Annotated in this window: 9 protein-coding genes; 3 read left to right on the top strand and 6 right to left on the bottom strand. The window is 70.3% G+C overall.

Annotated features, from left to right (window positions below):
- Positions 1-22 precede the first annotated feature (22 nt).
- From ACYVGN_RS10125 to ACYVGN_RS10110, 4 genes are read right to left on the bottom strand one after another with little or no spacing between them, the layout of a single operon-like run.
- On the bottom strand, positions 23-1,099 hold the full coding sequence (locus tag ACYVGN_RS10125; RefSeq protein ID WP_460790540.1) for an ABC transporter permease: 1,077 nt from the start codon (positions 1,097-1,099) through the stop codon (positions 23-25).
- Positions 1,096-2,136 carry an ABC transporter permease gene (locus ACYVGN_RS10120; protein WP_460790538.1) on the bottom strand — a complete coding sequence of 347 codons (1,041 nt, stop codon included), beginning with the start codon at positions 2,134-2,136 and terminating at the stop codon, positions 1,096-1,098. Before ACYVGN_RS10120 ends, ACYVGN_RS10125 begins: the two co-directional genes overlap by 4 nt.
- On the bottom strand, positions 2,136-3,644 hold the full coding sequence (locus tag ACYVGN_RS10115; RefSeq protein ID WP_460790537.1) for a sugar ABC transporter ATP-binding protein: 1,509 nt from the start codon (positions 3,642-3,644) through the stop codon (positions 2,136-2,138). Before ACYVGN_RS10115 ends, ACYVGN_RS10120 begins: the two co-directional genes overlap by 1 nt.
- Positions 3,645-3,695: 51 nt before the next feature.
- Positions 3,696-4,730: a substrate-binding domain-containing protein gene (locus ACYVGN_RS10110; protein ID WP_460790535.1), complete on the bottom strand. Its 1,035-nt coding sequence runs from the start codon at positions 4,728-4,730 to the stop codon at positions 3,696-3,698.
- A 332-nt stretch (positions 4,731-5,062) separates the two neighbouring features.
- On the opposite strand from ACYVGN_RS10110, the gene ACYVGN_RS10105 reads away from it, so the two are divergent.
- On the top strand, positions 5,063-5,836 hold the full coding sequence (locus tag ACYVGN_RS10105) for a DeoR/GlpR family DNA-binding transcription regulator (RefSeq protein ID WP_460790534.1): 774 nt from the start codon (positions 5,063-5,065) through the stop codon (positions 5,834-5,836).
- Between the two features lie 233 nt (positions 5,837-6,069).
- Here ACYVGN_RS10105 and ACYVGN_RS10100 read toward each other — a convergent pair whose 3' ends face one another.
- Positions 6,070-8,301 carry a glycoside hydrolase family 3 C-terminal domain-containing protein gene (locus tag ACYVGN_RS10100; RefSeq protein WP_460790532.1) on the bottom strand — a complete coding sequence of 744 codons (2,232 nt, stop codon included), beginning with the start codon at positions 8,299-8,301 and terminating at the stop codon, positions 6,070-6,072.
- Between the two features lie 150 nt (positions 8,302-8,451).
- Here ACYVGN_RS10100 and ACYVGN_RS10095 point away from each other — a divergent pair, with 150 nt between their 5' ends.
- Together ACYVGN_RS10095 and ACYVGN_RS10090 are read left to right on the top strand one after the other, a co-directional pair.
- Positions 8,452-9,786 carry an MFS transporter gene (locus ACYVGN_RS10095; RefSeq protein ID WP_460790531.1) on the top strand — a complete coding sequence of 445 codons (1,335 nt, stop codon included), beginning with the start codon at positions 8,452-8,454 and terminating at the stop codon, positions 9,784-9,786.
- 83 nt (positions 9,787-9,869) lie between these two features.
- Positions 9,870-10,466 carry a TetR/AcrR family transcriptional regulator gene (locus ACYVGN_RS10090; RefSeq protein WP_460790529.1) on the top strand — a complete coding sequence of 199 codons (597 nt, stop codon included), beginning with the start codon at positions 9,870-9,872 and terminating at the stop codon, positions 10,464-10,466.
- A gap of 117 nt (positions 10,467-10,583) precedes the next feature.
- Here the strand turns inward: ACYVGN_RS10090 and ACYVGN_RS10085 are convergent, their stop codons facing one another.
- Positions 10,584-14,615, bottom strand: coding sequence for a metallophosphoesterase (locus tag ACYVGN_RS10085; RefSeq protein WP_460790527.1), 4,032 nt, complete (start codon positions 14,613-14,615; stop codon positions 10,584-10,586).
- Between the last annotated feature and the right edge of the window lie 79 nt (positions 14,616-14,694).

Raw genomic sequence — 14,694 nt, 5'->3', positions numbered from 1 at the left:
GTCAGGTCTGTGGGGGAGAGGGTCAGGCGACCGCGGTCCGGCGCCGCCACCGCCACGATCGCCGGCGCCAGTTGATCGCGTCCAGGATCATGACCGCGATGAGGATCACGCCCTGTGCGATCGCGTACTCGTACGGCGAGAGTCGCAGCGCGGTGAAGCCGCTGGCCACGATCTGAAGGGTCAGGGTCGCGAGCACGACGCCCGCGATCGACGCGAATCCGCCGTTAGGATTCGTGCCGCCGAGCACCGCGATCACGATCACCAGCAGCACGTACGACGCGCCGTAGTCCGCGGATGCCGTGGGGTTGCGGGAGAGGAAGAGCACCCCCGCGGCGCCCGCCAGGGCACCAGTGATGACGTACGTGCTGGTCAGCACCCGTCGGCCGCGGATGCCCGAATAGCGGGAGGCCACCGGGTTCGCACCGGTGAACTGGATCCGCCGCCCCAGCGGCGTCCGGTTGATCAGGATCGCGGTGAGGACCGCGATCGCAAGGAACACGAGGAACAGCGCCGGGACCGGCCCGACCGCCGTGCGGCCGAACGTCGTGAGCAGCGCGGGCGCCCCGTACAGCGTCGAGCCGTCGGTCCAGACCACGGCCACGCCGTTGAGGATCTGCATCGTCCCGAGCGTCGCCAGGATCGGCGTGATGCCGATCACCGAGATCAGGAACGCGTTCAGCAGGCCGCACAGCGCCCCAACCGCGACGCCGAGCAGCGCGAGCGGGATGCCCAGACTCTCGGCGAGCCCGACCTCACCCGCGGCGACCGCGGTGAACACGGTCGAGATCGTGATCGCCGACAGGTTCGCGATCGACACGAGGGACAGGTCGATGCCGCCCGTCAACATGGCCAGCGTCATGGCGATCGCGATCACGCCGATCTCCGGGGCCGCGACCATGATGTTCTGCAGGTTGATCGGCCCGAGGAAGACGCGCGGGGCCGCGATCGCGAACAGCGCGAATGCGAGGACCATCGCCACGACCATGCGGGTGACGCCGCGGTTGGCGGCTGCCCGGGCGAGGGCGGACTGCACCCAGCCGTCGACGCGCTCGTTCACCTGCTGGATCGCGACCGTCTCCGATCGGAATGGCCTGTTCATGCCGCGACCTCCTTGTGGGGCACGCTCGGGGATTCGTCGATCGTGTGCACGCGGCGGGCCCGTCGCCGCGCCATGACGGCCTGGATGCCCACGCCGAGCACGAGGAGGACGCCGACCGCCGTGCGCAGCCACGCGCTCGGAACGCCCGCGAGCAGGAGGCTGTTGTTGATCACCTGCACCAGCAGGACGCCCAGCACCGTGCCGATCACCGTTCCGCGCCCGCCGAAGACGGACGCCCCGCCCAGCACGACAGCGGCGATGATGTCGAGTTCCTCGCCGACGAGGTCTTGAGGGTTCGCGCTCCGGCTCATGATCATGTGGGCGACGCCCGCGAGCGCGGCCAGGATGCCGACGAGCACGTAGAGCGAGATCTGGGTCCGCACGACTCGGAAGCCCGCGCGACGCGCGGCCTCCACGTCGCCGCCGATCGCGTACAGCGAGCGGCCGAACATCGTGCGACGCAGCATCCATGCCACCAGCACCGTCAGCGCGATGGCCAGCAGCACCATGACATGGAGGTAGGCGCGGCCGCGTTCGGTGGCGAAGTCGATCACGTTGACGCGCGACAGCTGGGCCAGCGACGGCGGCAGCTCGGCGTAGTACCGCGATCCCACGAACGTGTACATGGCGCCGACGAAGATGCCCTGTGACCCGAGCGTCACGATCAGCGTGGGGAGGCGGAATCGTGCGATCACGAAGCCGTTCAGGAGGCCGAGCAGCGCTCCGATGAGGATCGCGATAGCTAGCGTGCCGCCGAGACCGGCGTCGAAGCCGAGCCGGAGCCCGAGGCTCACGGCCGTGTAGGCGGAGAAGATGGCGACCGCGGCGAACGAGACGTCGATCCCTCCGGAGATGATGACCAGCAGCACGGCGAGCGCGAAGATCATCGGCACGGTCGAGCTTCTCAGGATGGAGAACGCCGTGCTCGCGGACAGGAAGGCCGGGCTGGCGATCGACATCGCGACGACCAGCGCGATCAGCACGAGGCCGAGGACGCCCTCGTTGTTCGCACCGCGGAGTCTGCGCAGGGCGTCCATCAGGCGGCCATCCTCTCCTGGATCGTGGCGACCTCGATGTCGTCGCCGCGCAGCTCATCGGCGATCCGACCCCGCGCGACCACCAGCACGCGGTGGCAGCACGAGACCAGCTCGGGTGCGTCGTCCGAGATCACGACGACCGCCATCCCAGCGGCGGCTTGTTCCCGGATGATCTGCAGCATGAGGGCCTTGGACCCGACGTCCACGCCGACCGTCGGGCCGTTCAGGATCAGAACCTTCGGATCCGTCGCGAGCCATTTCGCGAGCACGACGCGCTGCGCGTTGCCGCCCGACAGCGAACGGACCGGTGCGGCGGCGTTCGGCGCCTTGATGCTGAGCCCGTCGAAAAGCCGACGGATGGTCTCGGCGATCCGCCGGCGATCCAGCGTGAGCCAGCGGGTGCGGAACGAACCCAGCGAACTCGCGATGATGTTGTCCGCAATCGACTTCTCCAGGAACAGGCCCTGCGTGAGGCGGTCTTCGGGGACGTATCCGATCCCCGCGTCGACCGCGTCGTCGATCGTCCGGATCGTGACTGCGCGACCGTCGACGTGGATGCGCCCGGACTCGGCCGGAAGAGCCCCGAACACCGCCTCGGCGATCTCGGTCCTGCCGGATCCCAGCAGCCCCGTGATGCCGAGGATCTCGCCCGCGCGCACGGAGAACGTGACGTCGTGGAACGCGCCGGAGAGCGTCAGGCCGTCGACGGCCAGGCGGACCGGGCTGTCCTCGGGCAGTTCGCTGACGACGCGCGACTCGTCGAGCTCCCGGCCGGTCATGTGCTCCGCGATGGAGTGGCGCGTGAAGTCGCCCGTGGCGCCGGACGTCACGACGCGCCCGGACCGCATGATCGTCAGGCGCTGTGAGATCGCGAGCACCTCCTCGAGCTTGTGCGAGACGAACACGAGCGCGACCCCGCGGCCGCGCAGGTGCTCGACGAGGTCGAACAGCCGCGCCACCTCTGTGTGCGTCAGCGCCGTGGTCGGCTCGTCCATGATGATGACGCGCGCCTCGTTCACGAGGGCGCGGCAGATCGCGGTGAGCTGACGGTCCGCGACCGAAAGCCCGCCGACCTCGGCGTCGAGGTCGAGCGTGAGCCCCAGCTCGCGCACGATCCGCTCCGCCCGCGGCCGCACCGACTTGGGCCGGTAGAGCCGCTGCCGGCCGGCGACCTCGGCCGTCAGCACGATGTTCTCCGCGACTGAGAGGTTGGGGAACAGCGAGAAGTCCTGGTAGATCACCTGGATGCCGCTCGTGATCGCCGAGGTGGTGTCCATGCGTGGGTGAGCCGTGCCGTCGATCACGATCTGCCCGGCGTCGGGCGACTCGGCGCCGGAGATGATCTTGATGAGCGTGGACTTGCCGCAGCCGTTCTCGCCCGCGATGCAGTGCACCTCGCCGGGGAGCAGGTCGAGCGACACGTCGTCGAGCGCCTGCACGCCGCCGAAGCGCTTGGAGATCCCGGTGACGGACAGCACAGGGCGCGGCACGGTTTCGTTGGTCGTCATTTCCCAGCCTTCCGGTCGGTCCGGGGCCCGAGGGCCCCGGACCGGGGCGGATCAGAAGTCGTATTCCTTGGCGGTTTCGGCGTCCGCGGCGACCGACGCATCACCCACGAACACGTTGTCGTAGCCGTCGAGCGGCTGCAGGTCGGTGTATCCCTCGATGCCGAGGTCGGTGCCGGCCTCGATCGTGCCGCCCTCGGCCAGGATCTGGGCGATCGCGAGCTGGGCCTTGCCGGCGAGCGCCGGGTCCCAGAAGAAGATCTTGTCGATCGACCCGTCGGCCAGGTACTGGTTGGCGACGGACGGGATCGACGTGCCCATGACGCAGACCTCGTCCTCGAGGCCCGCCTCCTGGACCGCTCGGGCGATGCCAGGCACATCGTTGCCCGCCGATCCCTGGAACCCCTTGATCTCCGGGTACTTGGCGAGAACCTCCTTGGCCCGCTCGTAGGCGGTCTCCTGGTTGTCGGTCGACTCGATGGGCGTCTCGACGCGCGTCATGTCGGGGAAATTCGCCTGCTGGTTCTCGTATGCGGCTTCGACCCACTCCATGTGGGTCTTCGCGGTCAAGCCCCCGACGAACTGCACGTACTCGCCTTCGCCGCCCATGCATTCGGCGAGGTTGTCCATGATCTCCGAGCCGTACGACGCGTTGTCGAAGGCCTCGATGTCGATGTCGACGTTCTCCATGCCGGTCGCCTCATGCGAGACCACGATGATGCCCTGGTCGCGCGCCTGGCCGAGCACGTTCGCGAGGGCCTCCGGCGAGTTCGGGACGACCGTGATCGCGGTCGGCTGCTGGGCGATGAGGTCCTGCACGATCTGGACCTGCTTTTCCGGGCTGACATCGTCGGCGCCCTCCTGGCGCGCGTCGACGCCGGTCTCAGCCGCCCACTCGTCGACACCGACGGCCATGCGCTGGAACCAGGGGATGGTCTGCGCCTTGACGACCGTGACCATCGTCATGTCCTCGGGCGCGGCCGCCTCTCCATCCCCGCCACCTGTGGAGCCGACGGTCGTGCACCCGGCAAGGGTGATCGTGGAGGCGGCGGCGAGCGCGGCCCCGAGCAGGAAGCGATTGCGAGACATTCGTTACTCCTTCGTGAACGAGCGGTTCGGGGCACGGCACGTCCGGGAGCGGCCCAGCGTGTCGAGCGATCGAGGGAACGCTAGCCCCGGCACGCGCGAGCCGTCAAGCGTTACCGCGCAAATGTGTGCGTGATAACGCGCATCGCAGCGCAACATCGCCACGGAGGCGCATCAAATCGCACCGATGGCGGGATCGACGTCCGAAAGGAGGTCAGGGCTTCGGATGGATGTCGCGACCCGCGCATTCCGCCGCGCGATAACGCGCAAGATCCGTGCGCCGCGCCATGATGTGGTCTATGGTCGATGCACAACCGTGAGGAGTAGGCGCACAAATGTCACGTCACGCAGAGATGGTCGAGGTCTTGCGCGATAGCGGATTCCAGACCGTCGGCGAGCTGGCTAGCAGGTTCCAGGTGACCGCGTCGACGATCCGGCGCGATCTCGAACGGCTCGAGCATCTCGAACTCGTCCGTCGCACCCACGGTGGGGCGATGCCTGTCTCGCAGTCCGAGACGCCCCGGTCGTTTCGAGAGGAACTCAAGGTCGCCGAGAAGTCCGCGATCGGCAAGGCGATGGCCGAACGCATCCTGGAGGGTCAGACGATCCTCCTCGACGGGGGCACCACGATGCTCGAGGTCGCCCGGAATCTCGCGCAACAGCGCCTCACGGTCGTCACAAATGATCTTCGCGTCGCGATCGAGATCGCGCAGAGGCCGTCTTTCCACCTCGCCTTCCTTGGTGGAGAACTGCTCCCCAACGGGTTCCGCATGTGGGGGCCCACGACCGTCCAGCAGCTGTCGACCCTGCGGGTCGACGTCGCGGTGTTCGGGGCGGACACGGTCTCGGAGGACGGCATCTACAGCACGAGCAGCTACGAGATCGAGCAGAAGCGGGCAATGCGGGCCATCGCCAAGGAGGCCTTCTTCGTCGCGGACAGTTCCAAATTCGGCCGGGAGGCGCTCTTCAAGGTCCTGGACATTGTCGACTTCACGGCCGGCATCACCGACGAGCTCCTGGATCCTCTCCGCGCGTCTCGATTCCCGATCCCGGTGATCCAGGCGCCGACGACGTCTACGCCGCGTGAGCGCTCCGCCGCCGCGCGGTGACCCTCACACATAGGTGGGCTGCACTCGAGCGATGCCCGGCGCCGGCGTGAAGCCTGGCGAACGCCCGCGCGCCCGGTTTCTTTCGCTTGGTCGACAGACTCACCCACCTGTCCGACGTCCCGGAGGACCCGTGCGTCGGCACGCAGGCAATGGCCGACGAGCTGGTGTCGATGCCTATCCCCGCCGCCGTGCCCCGAACTGCCGCTTGGAAGCGGCAGCTCGGGGCAACGGGCTCAGCCGCGCTGGGCGCGCTCGATGAACTCGAGGATCTGCGTGCGCGGCAGCGGGAAGCCGTCGATCCGGCCGAGCGGGAAGTTGCCGAGCATCCTCAGCAGCTCGTTGTCGCCGGATCCGAAACGCTCCTCGATCGCGGCGCGCAGGTCGTCGCCGACGGCCGGGTGCTCCAGCAGCTCGTCGAACGTCGTGTCGAGCGTCACGGGCTGCGCGACCTCGTCGCCGCCGACCACGACGACGGTCGAGGCGCGCAGGTCGCGGCTCGAGGCGCCGGCCTCGATCACGTACTCGCCGCCCTCGACGATCCAGCGATCGACGCGGATGTCCCAGTAGGCGAGCTCGGCGCGGCGCAGCACGATCGACGCCGTCACGGTCTCACCGGGCTCGACGGGCACCGACGCGAAGCCCTTCAGCTCGCGCGGCGGTCGCTGCACGGACGAACCCGGAAGCGACGTGTAGACCTGCACGACCTCGCGACCCGCGACGCCGCCCGTGTTCGTGACGGGAACGCTGACCTCGATGTCGCCGTCCGCGCGCACGGTCGCGGTCGGCTGCCCGTACGCGAACGTCGTGTACGACAGACCATGCCCGAACGGGAACGCGACGTCGGTGCCGCGCGCGTCATAGCCGCGGTAGCCCACGAGCAGGCCCTCGCCGTAGCGCACGTGGCCGTGCTCGCCGGGGAAGTTGCCGAACGACGGCACGTCCTCCAGGCGCAGCGGGATCGTCTCGGCCAGGCGGCCCGAGGGGTTCACCACGCCGTACAGCACGTCGGCGATCGCGCCGCCGCCGGCCTGGCCGAGCAGCCAGCCCTCGACGATCGCGGGCACCTCGCCCGCGAACGGCAGCGCCACGACGCCGCCGTTGGACAGCACCACGACCACGTTCGGGTTGGCCGCCCGCACGGCGTCGAGCAGCTCGAGCTGCACGGCGGGCAGGTCGATGTGGGTGCGGTCGAAGCCCTCGGACTCCTCGTGCGGCGGCACCCCGAGGAACACGACGGCGACCTCCGCGGCCGCCGCGGCGGCGACGGCCTCGTCGCGCAGCGCCGCCGCGTCGGACGCCGCCTCTCCCGGGGTGCCGATCGCGTATCCCGCCGCGAAGCGCACCTCGCCCTGCGCGAGCGCGCGCAGCTCGTCGAGCGGGATGTCGAGCCGCGTCGGGTTGATCTGCGACGACCCCGCGCCCTGGTAGCGGGGCGTGCGGGCGAACTCGCCGATCACCGCGATCGACGCCTCGCGTCGCAGCGGCAGGATGCCGCCCTCGTTCTTCAGCAGCACGATCGCGCGCCCGGCGACCTCTCGCGCGAGCGCGTGGTGCGCCTCGGCGTCGAGCGGGCCGGCCGCCGCGGGGCGGGCCTGCGCCTTCCGCGCCAGCTCGATCAGCCGGTCGGCCACGACGTCGAGCGCCGCCTCGTCGAGACTGCCGTCGCGCACGGCGGCGACGATCTGCGCGTCGGTGCGGCCGCCGCTCGACGGCATCTCGAGGTCCAGGCCCGCGGCGATCCCCGCGACGCGGTCGTTCACCGCGCCCCAGTCCGACACCACGATGCCCTCGAAGCCCCACTCGTCGCGCAGGATGCCCGTGAGCAGCCAGCCGGCCTCCGACGCGTAGTCGCCGTTGATCCGGTTGTACGAGCACATCACCGTCCATGGCTGGGCGTCCTGGATCACGCGCTGGAAGCCCCGCAGGTAGATCTCGCGCAGCGTGCGCGGGTCGACGTCGCTCGAGACCCGCAGTCGGTCGGTCTCCTGGTTGTTCGCGGCGAAGTGCTTGACCGACGCCCCGACGCCCTGAGACTGGATGCCCCGCACGAGCGCCGCGCCCATCGCGCCGGAGACGACCGGGTCCTCCGACATGTACTCGAAGTTGCGGCCGCACAGCGGCGAGCGCTTGATGTTGATGCCGGGGCCCAGGATGACCGCGACGTCCTCGATCGCGGACTCCACGCCGAGCGCGACGCCGACCCGCTCGGCGAGGTCGGGGTCGAACGTCGCGCTCAGGCCGACGGCAGGCGGGAAGCACGTGGCGGGCACGCTGTCGGCGAGCCCCAGGTGGTCGCCGGATCCCGCCTGCTTGCGGAGCCCGTGCGGGCCGTCCGTCAGCATGATCGACGGGATGCCCGCGCGTTCGACGGCCTTGGTGGTCCAGAAGTCCGCGCCGCTGGTGAGCGACGCCTTCTCCTCCAGCGTGAGGTCCGCGCTGCGGGCGGGCGTGGTCTGATCCGTCATCGGGCTCTGCCTCTCGTCATCGAGTCTCGGTGTGAAATCCATACTTGCGCACGAAAACCTTAATCGTCTAGGTTTTCGTGCAGCACGAGCGGAGATTCCCCGACACGCGCCGATGCGTGAGCCCTCCGCCGGCGGCCAAAGGAGGCGCACATGAGTTCTGTCAGCGGTTCGGCGGCGGGCATCCCGTCGCAGATGACCACGGCGACGGCGGTCGCCCGCGAGCATCACTGGCTCAAGGAGCCGACCGAGCCCGCCAAGGGCGGATACGTCTTCTGGCTGATCGCCGCGCAGCTCGTCTTCTTCATCGCGCTGCTCGGTCCCGCGATCGTCGGCATCGGCATCAAGATCCAGTCGCTGGTCCACGCGGGCGCCATCACGGCGGACGGCGCCACCGCGGCCGCCGCGGTGCTGGGCGGCGTCGGCGCGCTCTTCGCGACCATCGCGAACGTGGTGTTCGGCCGCGTATCGGACCGCACCACGAGCCGCTGGGGCCGCCGTCGCATCTGGATCGTGCTCGGCACCGTGATCATGACCGGTGCGTTCCTGATCATGGCGGTCGCACCCGATCTCACCACCGCGACCGTCGGATGGGCGCTCGCGCAGCTGGGCGCCAACATGGCGCTCGCGCCGTTCATCGCCACGGTCGCCGACCAGGTGCCGAAGTTCCAGCGCGGCAGCGTCACCGCAGCGCTCGGCATCGCCCAGAACGTCGGCATCCTCGGCGGCACCTACGTGGCGCAGTGGTTCGTCGACGACCTGCTCATCATGTTCGTCGGCCCGAGCCTCCTGGCGATCGCGGTCATGGTCGTCTTCGCGGTCGTGCTGCCCGACCGCGCCCTGCCCGTGAAGCCCCCGCGCGCGACCTTCCGCGACTGGTGGGAGACCTTCTGGGTGAGCCCCCTGAAGCATCCGGACTACGCGCTGGCGTGGTGGTCGCGGTTCCTGATCACGTTCGCCGCCTTCGGCTTCACGGCGTTCCGGTTCTTCTACCTGCTGAACCACGTGGGCGTTCCCGAGGCCGAGATCCCGGCCGTGATCTCGACCAGCGTCCTGATCTACACGATCGCCCTCGTGCCCGCGAGCATCCTGGCCGGCCGGATCTCCGACCGGATCGGGCGCCGCAAGGTCTTCGTGTGGAGCTCGACCGCGCTGTTCGCGGTCGGCACCGTCGCGCTGATCTTCGTTCAGGACGTCGCCACGTTCTACATCCTCGAGGCCCTGATGGGCATCGCGTTCGGCATCTACGTGGGTGTCGACCTGGCGCTGGTCGTCGACGTGCTGCCCAATCCGGACGACTCCGGCAAGGACCTCGGCGTGTTCAACATCGCCAACGCGCTGCCCCAGACCTTCGCGCCCATGATCGGCGGCTTCATGGTCTATATCGGCAGCGCGAACGGCAGCAACTACGCGCTGTGGTTCTCGGTCTGCGGCGTGCTCGCGCTGATCGGCGCGCTCGTGATCTTCCCGATCAAGAAGGTCCGGTAGCGCCCGCCGCGCTCCGTGCGGCGGCCCGTAGAATCCCACGGGTCGCCGTACGCGCGGCGCGGACGTCGCGAGGGAGTGCATCCATGAGCCGGGGGGCCTACGCCAAGGGCATCGCCAAGCGCCGGGAGATCCTGGAGGTCGCGCTCGAGGTGGTCGCCGAGAAGGGCTTCCGCGGCGCGTCGAACAGCGAGATCGCGCGCCGCGTGGGCCTGACGCAGGCCGGCCTCATGCACTACTTCGGCTCCCGCGAGGAGCTCTACATCGCGGTGCTGCGGGCGCGCGACGAGCGCGACGGTGCCGCGTTCGGGGGCGACGAGCCGAGGTTCCAGGACTTCCTCGACGTGATCGCGCACAACACCCAGGAGCCCGGCATCGTCCAGCTCTACGTCGAGTTCTCGGCCGAGGCGAGCATCGGCGAGCACGCTGCGCACGACTTCTTCGTCGAGCGCTACGCGTGGGTGCGCGGGCTGTTCGCGCACATGATCCGGCGCGCGCAGGCCGAAGGCGAGTTCGGGCCCTCGATCGATCCCGCCGCCGCCGCGGACATCATGATCGCGACCGCGGACGGCCTGCAGCAGCAGTGGCTGCTCGACCGCTCCATGGACATGGTGCAGCGGCTCAAGGTCGTCTGGGCCGGCCTCGCGGCGCTCTCCTGGCGGAGCGACGCCGACGCGACCTGAGGTCCGCGGCCCGCGAGACCGCGATCGGCCCGCGAGACCGCGATCGGCCCGCGAGACCGTGCACGATGTACGCGGTCTCGCGGGCCGGATGCGGTCTCACCGCGGATCAGGCGCGGATCACTCCTGCGCGGGCGTCACCGAGGGCGTCGGCGTCGGGGTGAGGGTCGGCGTCGGGGTGAGGGTCGGCGTCGGGCTCGGCGCCGGCGTCGTGCTCTCCGGCGTGGGCGTCGGCTCCGGCGTCGGCGTCGGCTCGGGGCTCTGCTCCGGCGTCGGGGTGGGCGTCGGCGTGGCCTCCGCCTCCGGCGCCGTGGTGAAGACGTTCGGGAGCGAGGCGGAGCGTCCGCCGGCCGCGGACGTCGCCACGACGAACCACGCGTACGTCTTCTCCGGCTGCAGGCGCGTCCACTCGACCGAGGCCGTGCCGCCCGAGGCCGCGACGTCCTCGCCGATCACCGCGATCGGGTTGTAGAGCGCGATCGCGTCGGTGCGGAAGCTGGTCGTGCGGGTCGTGATGTCGACCGGCAGCACCATGTTGTCGGCCTCGGGCCCGTAGCGCAGCGCGGGGTCGTACTCGCCCGCCCCGAAGTCGTCGAGGAACGGCGAGTAGGTGTCGATCATCATCTCGCCGCGGTCCACGTCGAACTGCAGCAGGCGCAGGTAGCTCGCGCCGAACCGCAGGCGGTCGGTCGGCGCGTAGCCCCCGATCTCGGTGAGCCCCAGCTCCTCGGCCGTGACCGTGTAGGCCTGGTAGTCGGCGAGCAGCTCGACGACCCCGTGGCTCACCTGGCCCACCTCGGGCTTGACGTTCGTGCCCACGCCGTGGATGTGCCCGGCGAGGATGAGGAACACGTTGGGGTTGTCCTCGACGATCGTCTTGAACAGCATCGATCCGTCCGGGGCGGCGAACCAGGAGTCGCGCCCGTCGCGCTGCGAGCTCGCGGCGAGGTAGTCGTGCGAGAGCAGGATGCCGTTGCGGTCCGGATAGCGCTTGTAGATGGAGTCGGCCCACGAGGCCTCCTCCTTCGTCACGCCGTACGAGAGGCCGACCGCCACGAAGTCGATGCCGCCCGCGGAGAACAGCGTGTAGTTGTTCTGTTTGTCGCCCTCGCGCCACGGGCCGCCGTACTCGGCGTCGATCCACTGGTCGTCGGCCGCCTGGTAGCGGTCGGGGCCGTAGAACCGGTTGAACAGCGTGTCCGCGCCGTTCTCGGTGCCCGAGCGGTTGTCGTGGTTGCCCGCGATGACCTGGTTGGTCACGCCCGCCTCATCCAGGATGGCCTGCTGCTCGCTCGAGACCTCGAACTCGCCCATGACCTGCTGCATCATCGCCGCGTCCTGCGGCGTGCGGATGTTGTTCTCGATGATGTCGCCCGTGTGCGCGACGTACTCGATCCTGCGCTCGGCCGCGTTGTCGGCGATCCAGCGCGTGGTGTCGCCGTAGGCCTTGGCCCACAGGGCGCGCTCGGCCTCGGTCTCCTGCTCCACGGCGCCCTCCGACAGGTACTGCGTGTCGGTGAAGTGCGCGATCGAGAAGTCGTACGTCGCCGGGTCGGCGAAGCCCTCGGCGCCCGGGTCGATCTCGTCGGCGAAGGGGTCCTCGCCCGTGATCATGGCGTGCACCTGCTGGCCGTCGATGTAGCGCTCGTCGACGATGGCCGACAGCTCCGTGGCGCCCTCGACGGCGCCGCGGGCGCTCGCGAGCACGTCCCAGGCCCTGGTCTGCAGGTTCCAGGCGCGCAGCGACACGACGCGCGTCGGGTCGATCTCGCCCTCCCAGCGCAGCACCGGCTCGGCGACGCGTCCCTTGACCTGCACGTCGAAGCGCTGGAACGCCACGTCGCGGCTGGCGGGCGAGTCGAGCGTCCGCCCGTCTCCCGGCGCGAGAGCGGTGGTGTCGCCCGCGGCCTGCTCGCCCGGCACGCGGAGCGTGGTCGGCACGTCGGTCGCGCTGCCCTGCCACGCCTGGTTCGGGGTGAGGATCTCGGCCTGCGTGAACGCGGCCGTGACATCGCCCCCGTCGGGCTCGGCGACCGTGGCCTCGAGCGTGACGGCGTCGCCGACGTCGCGGGTGCCGCTCGCCGGCGCCAGACCCGCGGGCACGTCCGGGATGCCCGCCGAGGCGAACACGATCTCGCGCGTGGCCGAGTTGCCGAGCGCGTCGGTCGCGGTCACCGCGATCGTGTGGTCGCCGGCGCTGAGGCCCGGGCCGATCGGGTCGCCGAGCGAGATCGGCTCGCCGTCGAGCGTGAGCTCGGGCGTGCCCATCAGACCCGTGGCGTCGTCGAGCTGCACGTCGAGCGCGACCGCGGCCGAGATCGTGGCGCCCGCGGCCGGGGTGCTGGCGGCGACCTCCGGTGCGGTGTTGTCGGTGAGCAGCGTGCGGGTCGCGGTCTCTCCGGTCGTGGAGGCGGCCGCGATCGTGTGCTCGCCGTCCGGGATCCGGGTCGTGTCGAGGTCCGCGCGCAGGCCCTGGGCGCCCGCGCCCTCGACCACGAAGTGCAGGTCGACCTCGCGGAACAGGTTGATGTTCGAGCCGCACGTGCCGTCGCCCATCGCGTACGACGTCTTGGGCCGCTGCGGCGTCGCCGTGCCGGCCGCCGGCTCGAGCGCGACGTTCGAGATCGTGAAGTCGTCGCGGTTGCATCCGGTCTCGGTCGTGCCCGTGACGACCTCGATCGTGTTCCAGCCGGGCAGCAGCCACTCGTTGGGCACCACGATGTGGGCGCGCTCGCTGACGAACAGGTCGCCGATCGTGTAGCGGTTGCCGTTGACGAAGATGCGGTTCAGGAACTGCGGGTCGATCGAGTTGGTGCCCACGTCGAAGCTGATCGTGGCCTCGCCCGATCCGAGCGTCGGCAGCGTCGAGACGCCCGGGGCGTCGATCGACCAGGCCGTCTCGACGCTCGGCAGCGCGGTCGTGGAGGTGCCGCACGAGCCGTCGCCCATCGAGTACGCGGCGGCGACGCCCTCGCCGGCCGCGGTGCCCGTGGTCACCTCGAGCTCGAGGTTCGAGATCGCGAAGTCGTCGAGGTTCGCGCCGCAGCTCGAGCTGACATCGCCCGCGACGACCTCGATCGTGTTGGCGCCGGGGACGAGGTACCGGTTCGGCACCGGGACCTCCACGCGCTGGCTCACCCAGTCGCCCAGGATGTCGACCTTGTGCCCGTTCACGAGCAGGTGGTTCTGGTATCGGTGCTCGATCGAGTTCGATCCCACGTCGAAGCTGAAGGTGGACGCACCCGTGCCGAGCGTCTCGGCGGCCGGCGCCTCGGCGCCGTCGACCGTGAGCGACGCGACGCCGCCCTCCGAGACGGCGGGCTGGGACGCCGAGACGGTCTGGACGCCGCGCGCGAGCGTGCCGTCCTCGGGCGCGATGCGCGGGGCGCCGGCCGGAGCGTTGTTGACCGTCACGGCGTGGGTCACGGCGCCGCCGGCCTGCGTGGTCGCGGCGATCTCGTGCGCGCCGTTCGCGAGCGAGCGCGTGTCGACCTCGGCCGACAGGCCGGTGGACGCGCGCGGGTCGCCCTGCACGAAGAAGGACAGCGTCGCCTCCGTGATGTCGTTCGGCTGCGTTCCGCAGTCGCCGTCGCCGAAGGCGAACGTGAACGGGTTGTCCTCGCCGTCGGCGACCTCGCCGAGCAGCTCGAGCCCCACGTCGGTGATCTGGAAGTCGTCGTAGTTCACGCCGCAGGCCGTGTCGGCCGTGCCGGCGTGGATCTCGACGATGTTCTCGCCCGTGACGAGCCACTCGTTCGGCACCGGGATGTCGACGCGCTCCGAGACCCACGTGCGGTCCTGGTCGATCCGGTGTCCGTTGACGACGATCCAGTTGCCGTACGACACGGCCGCGGAGTTGCTGCCGATGTCGAAGCTCAGGTGCGAGACGCCGTACGTGGTGGTGGCGTCGACGGGCGCGCCGTCGATCGTGAGGCCGGTGACCGGGTCGCCGGCCGTCGTGGCGTCCGACGCGACCGTGACCACGCCCTCGAGCCAGGCGGCGTCCTCGGGCGTCAGCGTCGGAGCGGCGGCGGCCGGCGGCGGGGTCGGCTTGGCGGCCGGCGCGGCCGGCGCGGCGTGCGCCGCGGGAGCGATCGCGAGCGGCAGGATGACCGCCGTCGCCGCGACCGCGGCGGCGGCGACGCCGCGCATCCGGTGGAGATCGGGACCTCGGAGACCTCGGGCGGGGCCACGGGTGATCGACCGCATCGGGGCGTCGTCCTTCCTCTTG

The sequence above is a fragment of the Microbacterium lacusdiani genome, from assembly GCF_054779895.1.
This window is presented reverse-complemented; position numbering and strand designations above follow the sequence as displayed.

Bases quoted from the DNA above. Each gene is read 5' to 3' on its own strand.
- ACYVGN_RS10125 (WP_460790540.1), bottom strand. From the start codon at position 1,099: ATGAACAGGCCATTCCGATCGGAGACGGTCGCGATCCAGCAGGTGAAC.
- ACYVGN_RS10120 (WP_460790538.1), bottom strand. From the start codon at position 2,136: ATGGACGCCCTGCGCAGACTCCGCGGTGCGAACAACGAGGGCGTCCTC.
- ACYVGN_RS10115 (WP_460790537.1), bottom strand. From the start codon at position 3,644: ATGACGACCAACGAAACCGTGCCGCGCCCTGTGCTGTCCGTCACCGGG.
- ACYVGN_RS10110 (WP_460790535.1), bottom strand. From the start codon at position 4,730: ATGTCTCGCAATCGCTTCCTGCTCGGGGCCGCGCTCGCCGCCGCCTCC.
- ACYVGN_RS10105 (WP_460790534.1), top strand. From the start codon at position 5,063: ATGTCACGTCACGCAGAGATGGTCGAGGTCTTGCGCGATAGCGGATTC.
- ACYVGN_RS10100 (WP_460790532.1), bottom strand. From the start codon at position 8,301: ATGACGGATCAGACCACGCCCGCCCGCAGCGCGGACCTCACGCTGGAG.
- ACYVGN_RS10095 (WP_460790531.1), top strand. From the start codon at position 8,452: ATGAGTTCTGTCAGCGGTTCGGCGGCGGGCATCCCGTCGCAGATGACC.
- ACYVGN_RS10090 (WP_460790529.1), top strand. From the start codon at position 9,870: ATGAGCCGGGGGGCCTACGCCAAGGGCATCGCCAAGCGCCGGGAGATC.
- ACYVGN_RS10085 (WP_460790527.1), bottom strand. From the start codon at position 14,615: ATGCGCGGCGTCGCCGCCGCCGCGGTCGCGGCGACGGCGGTCATCCTG.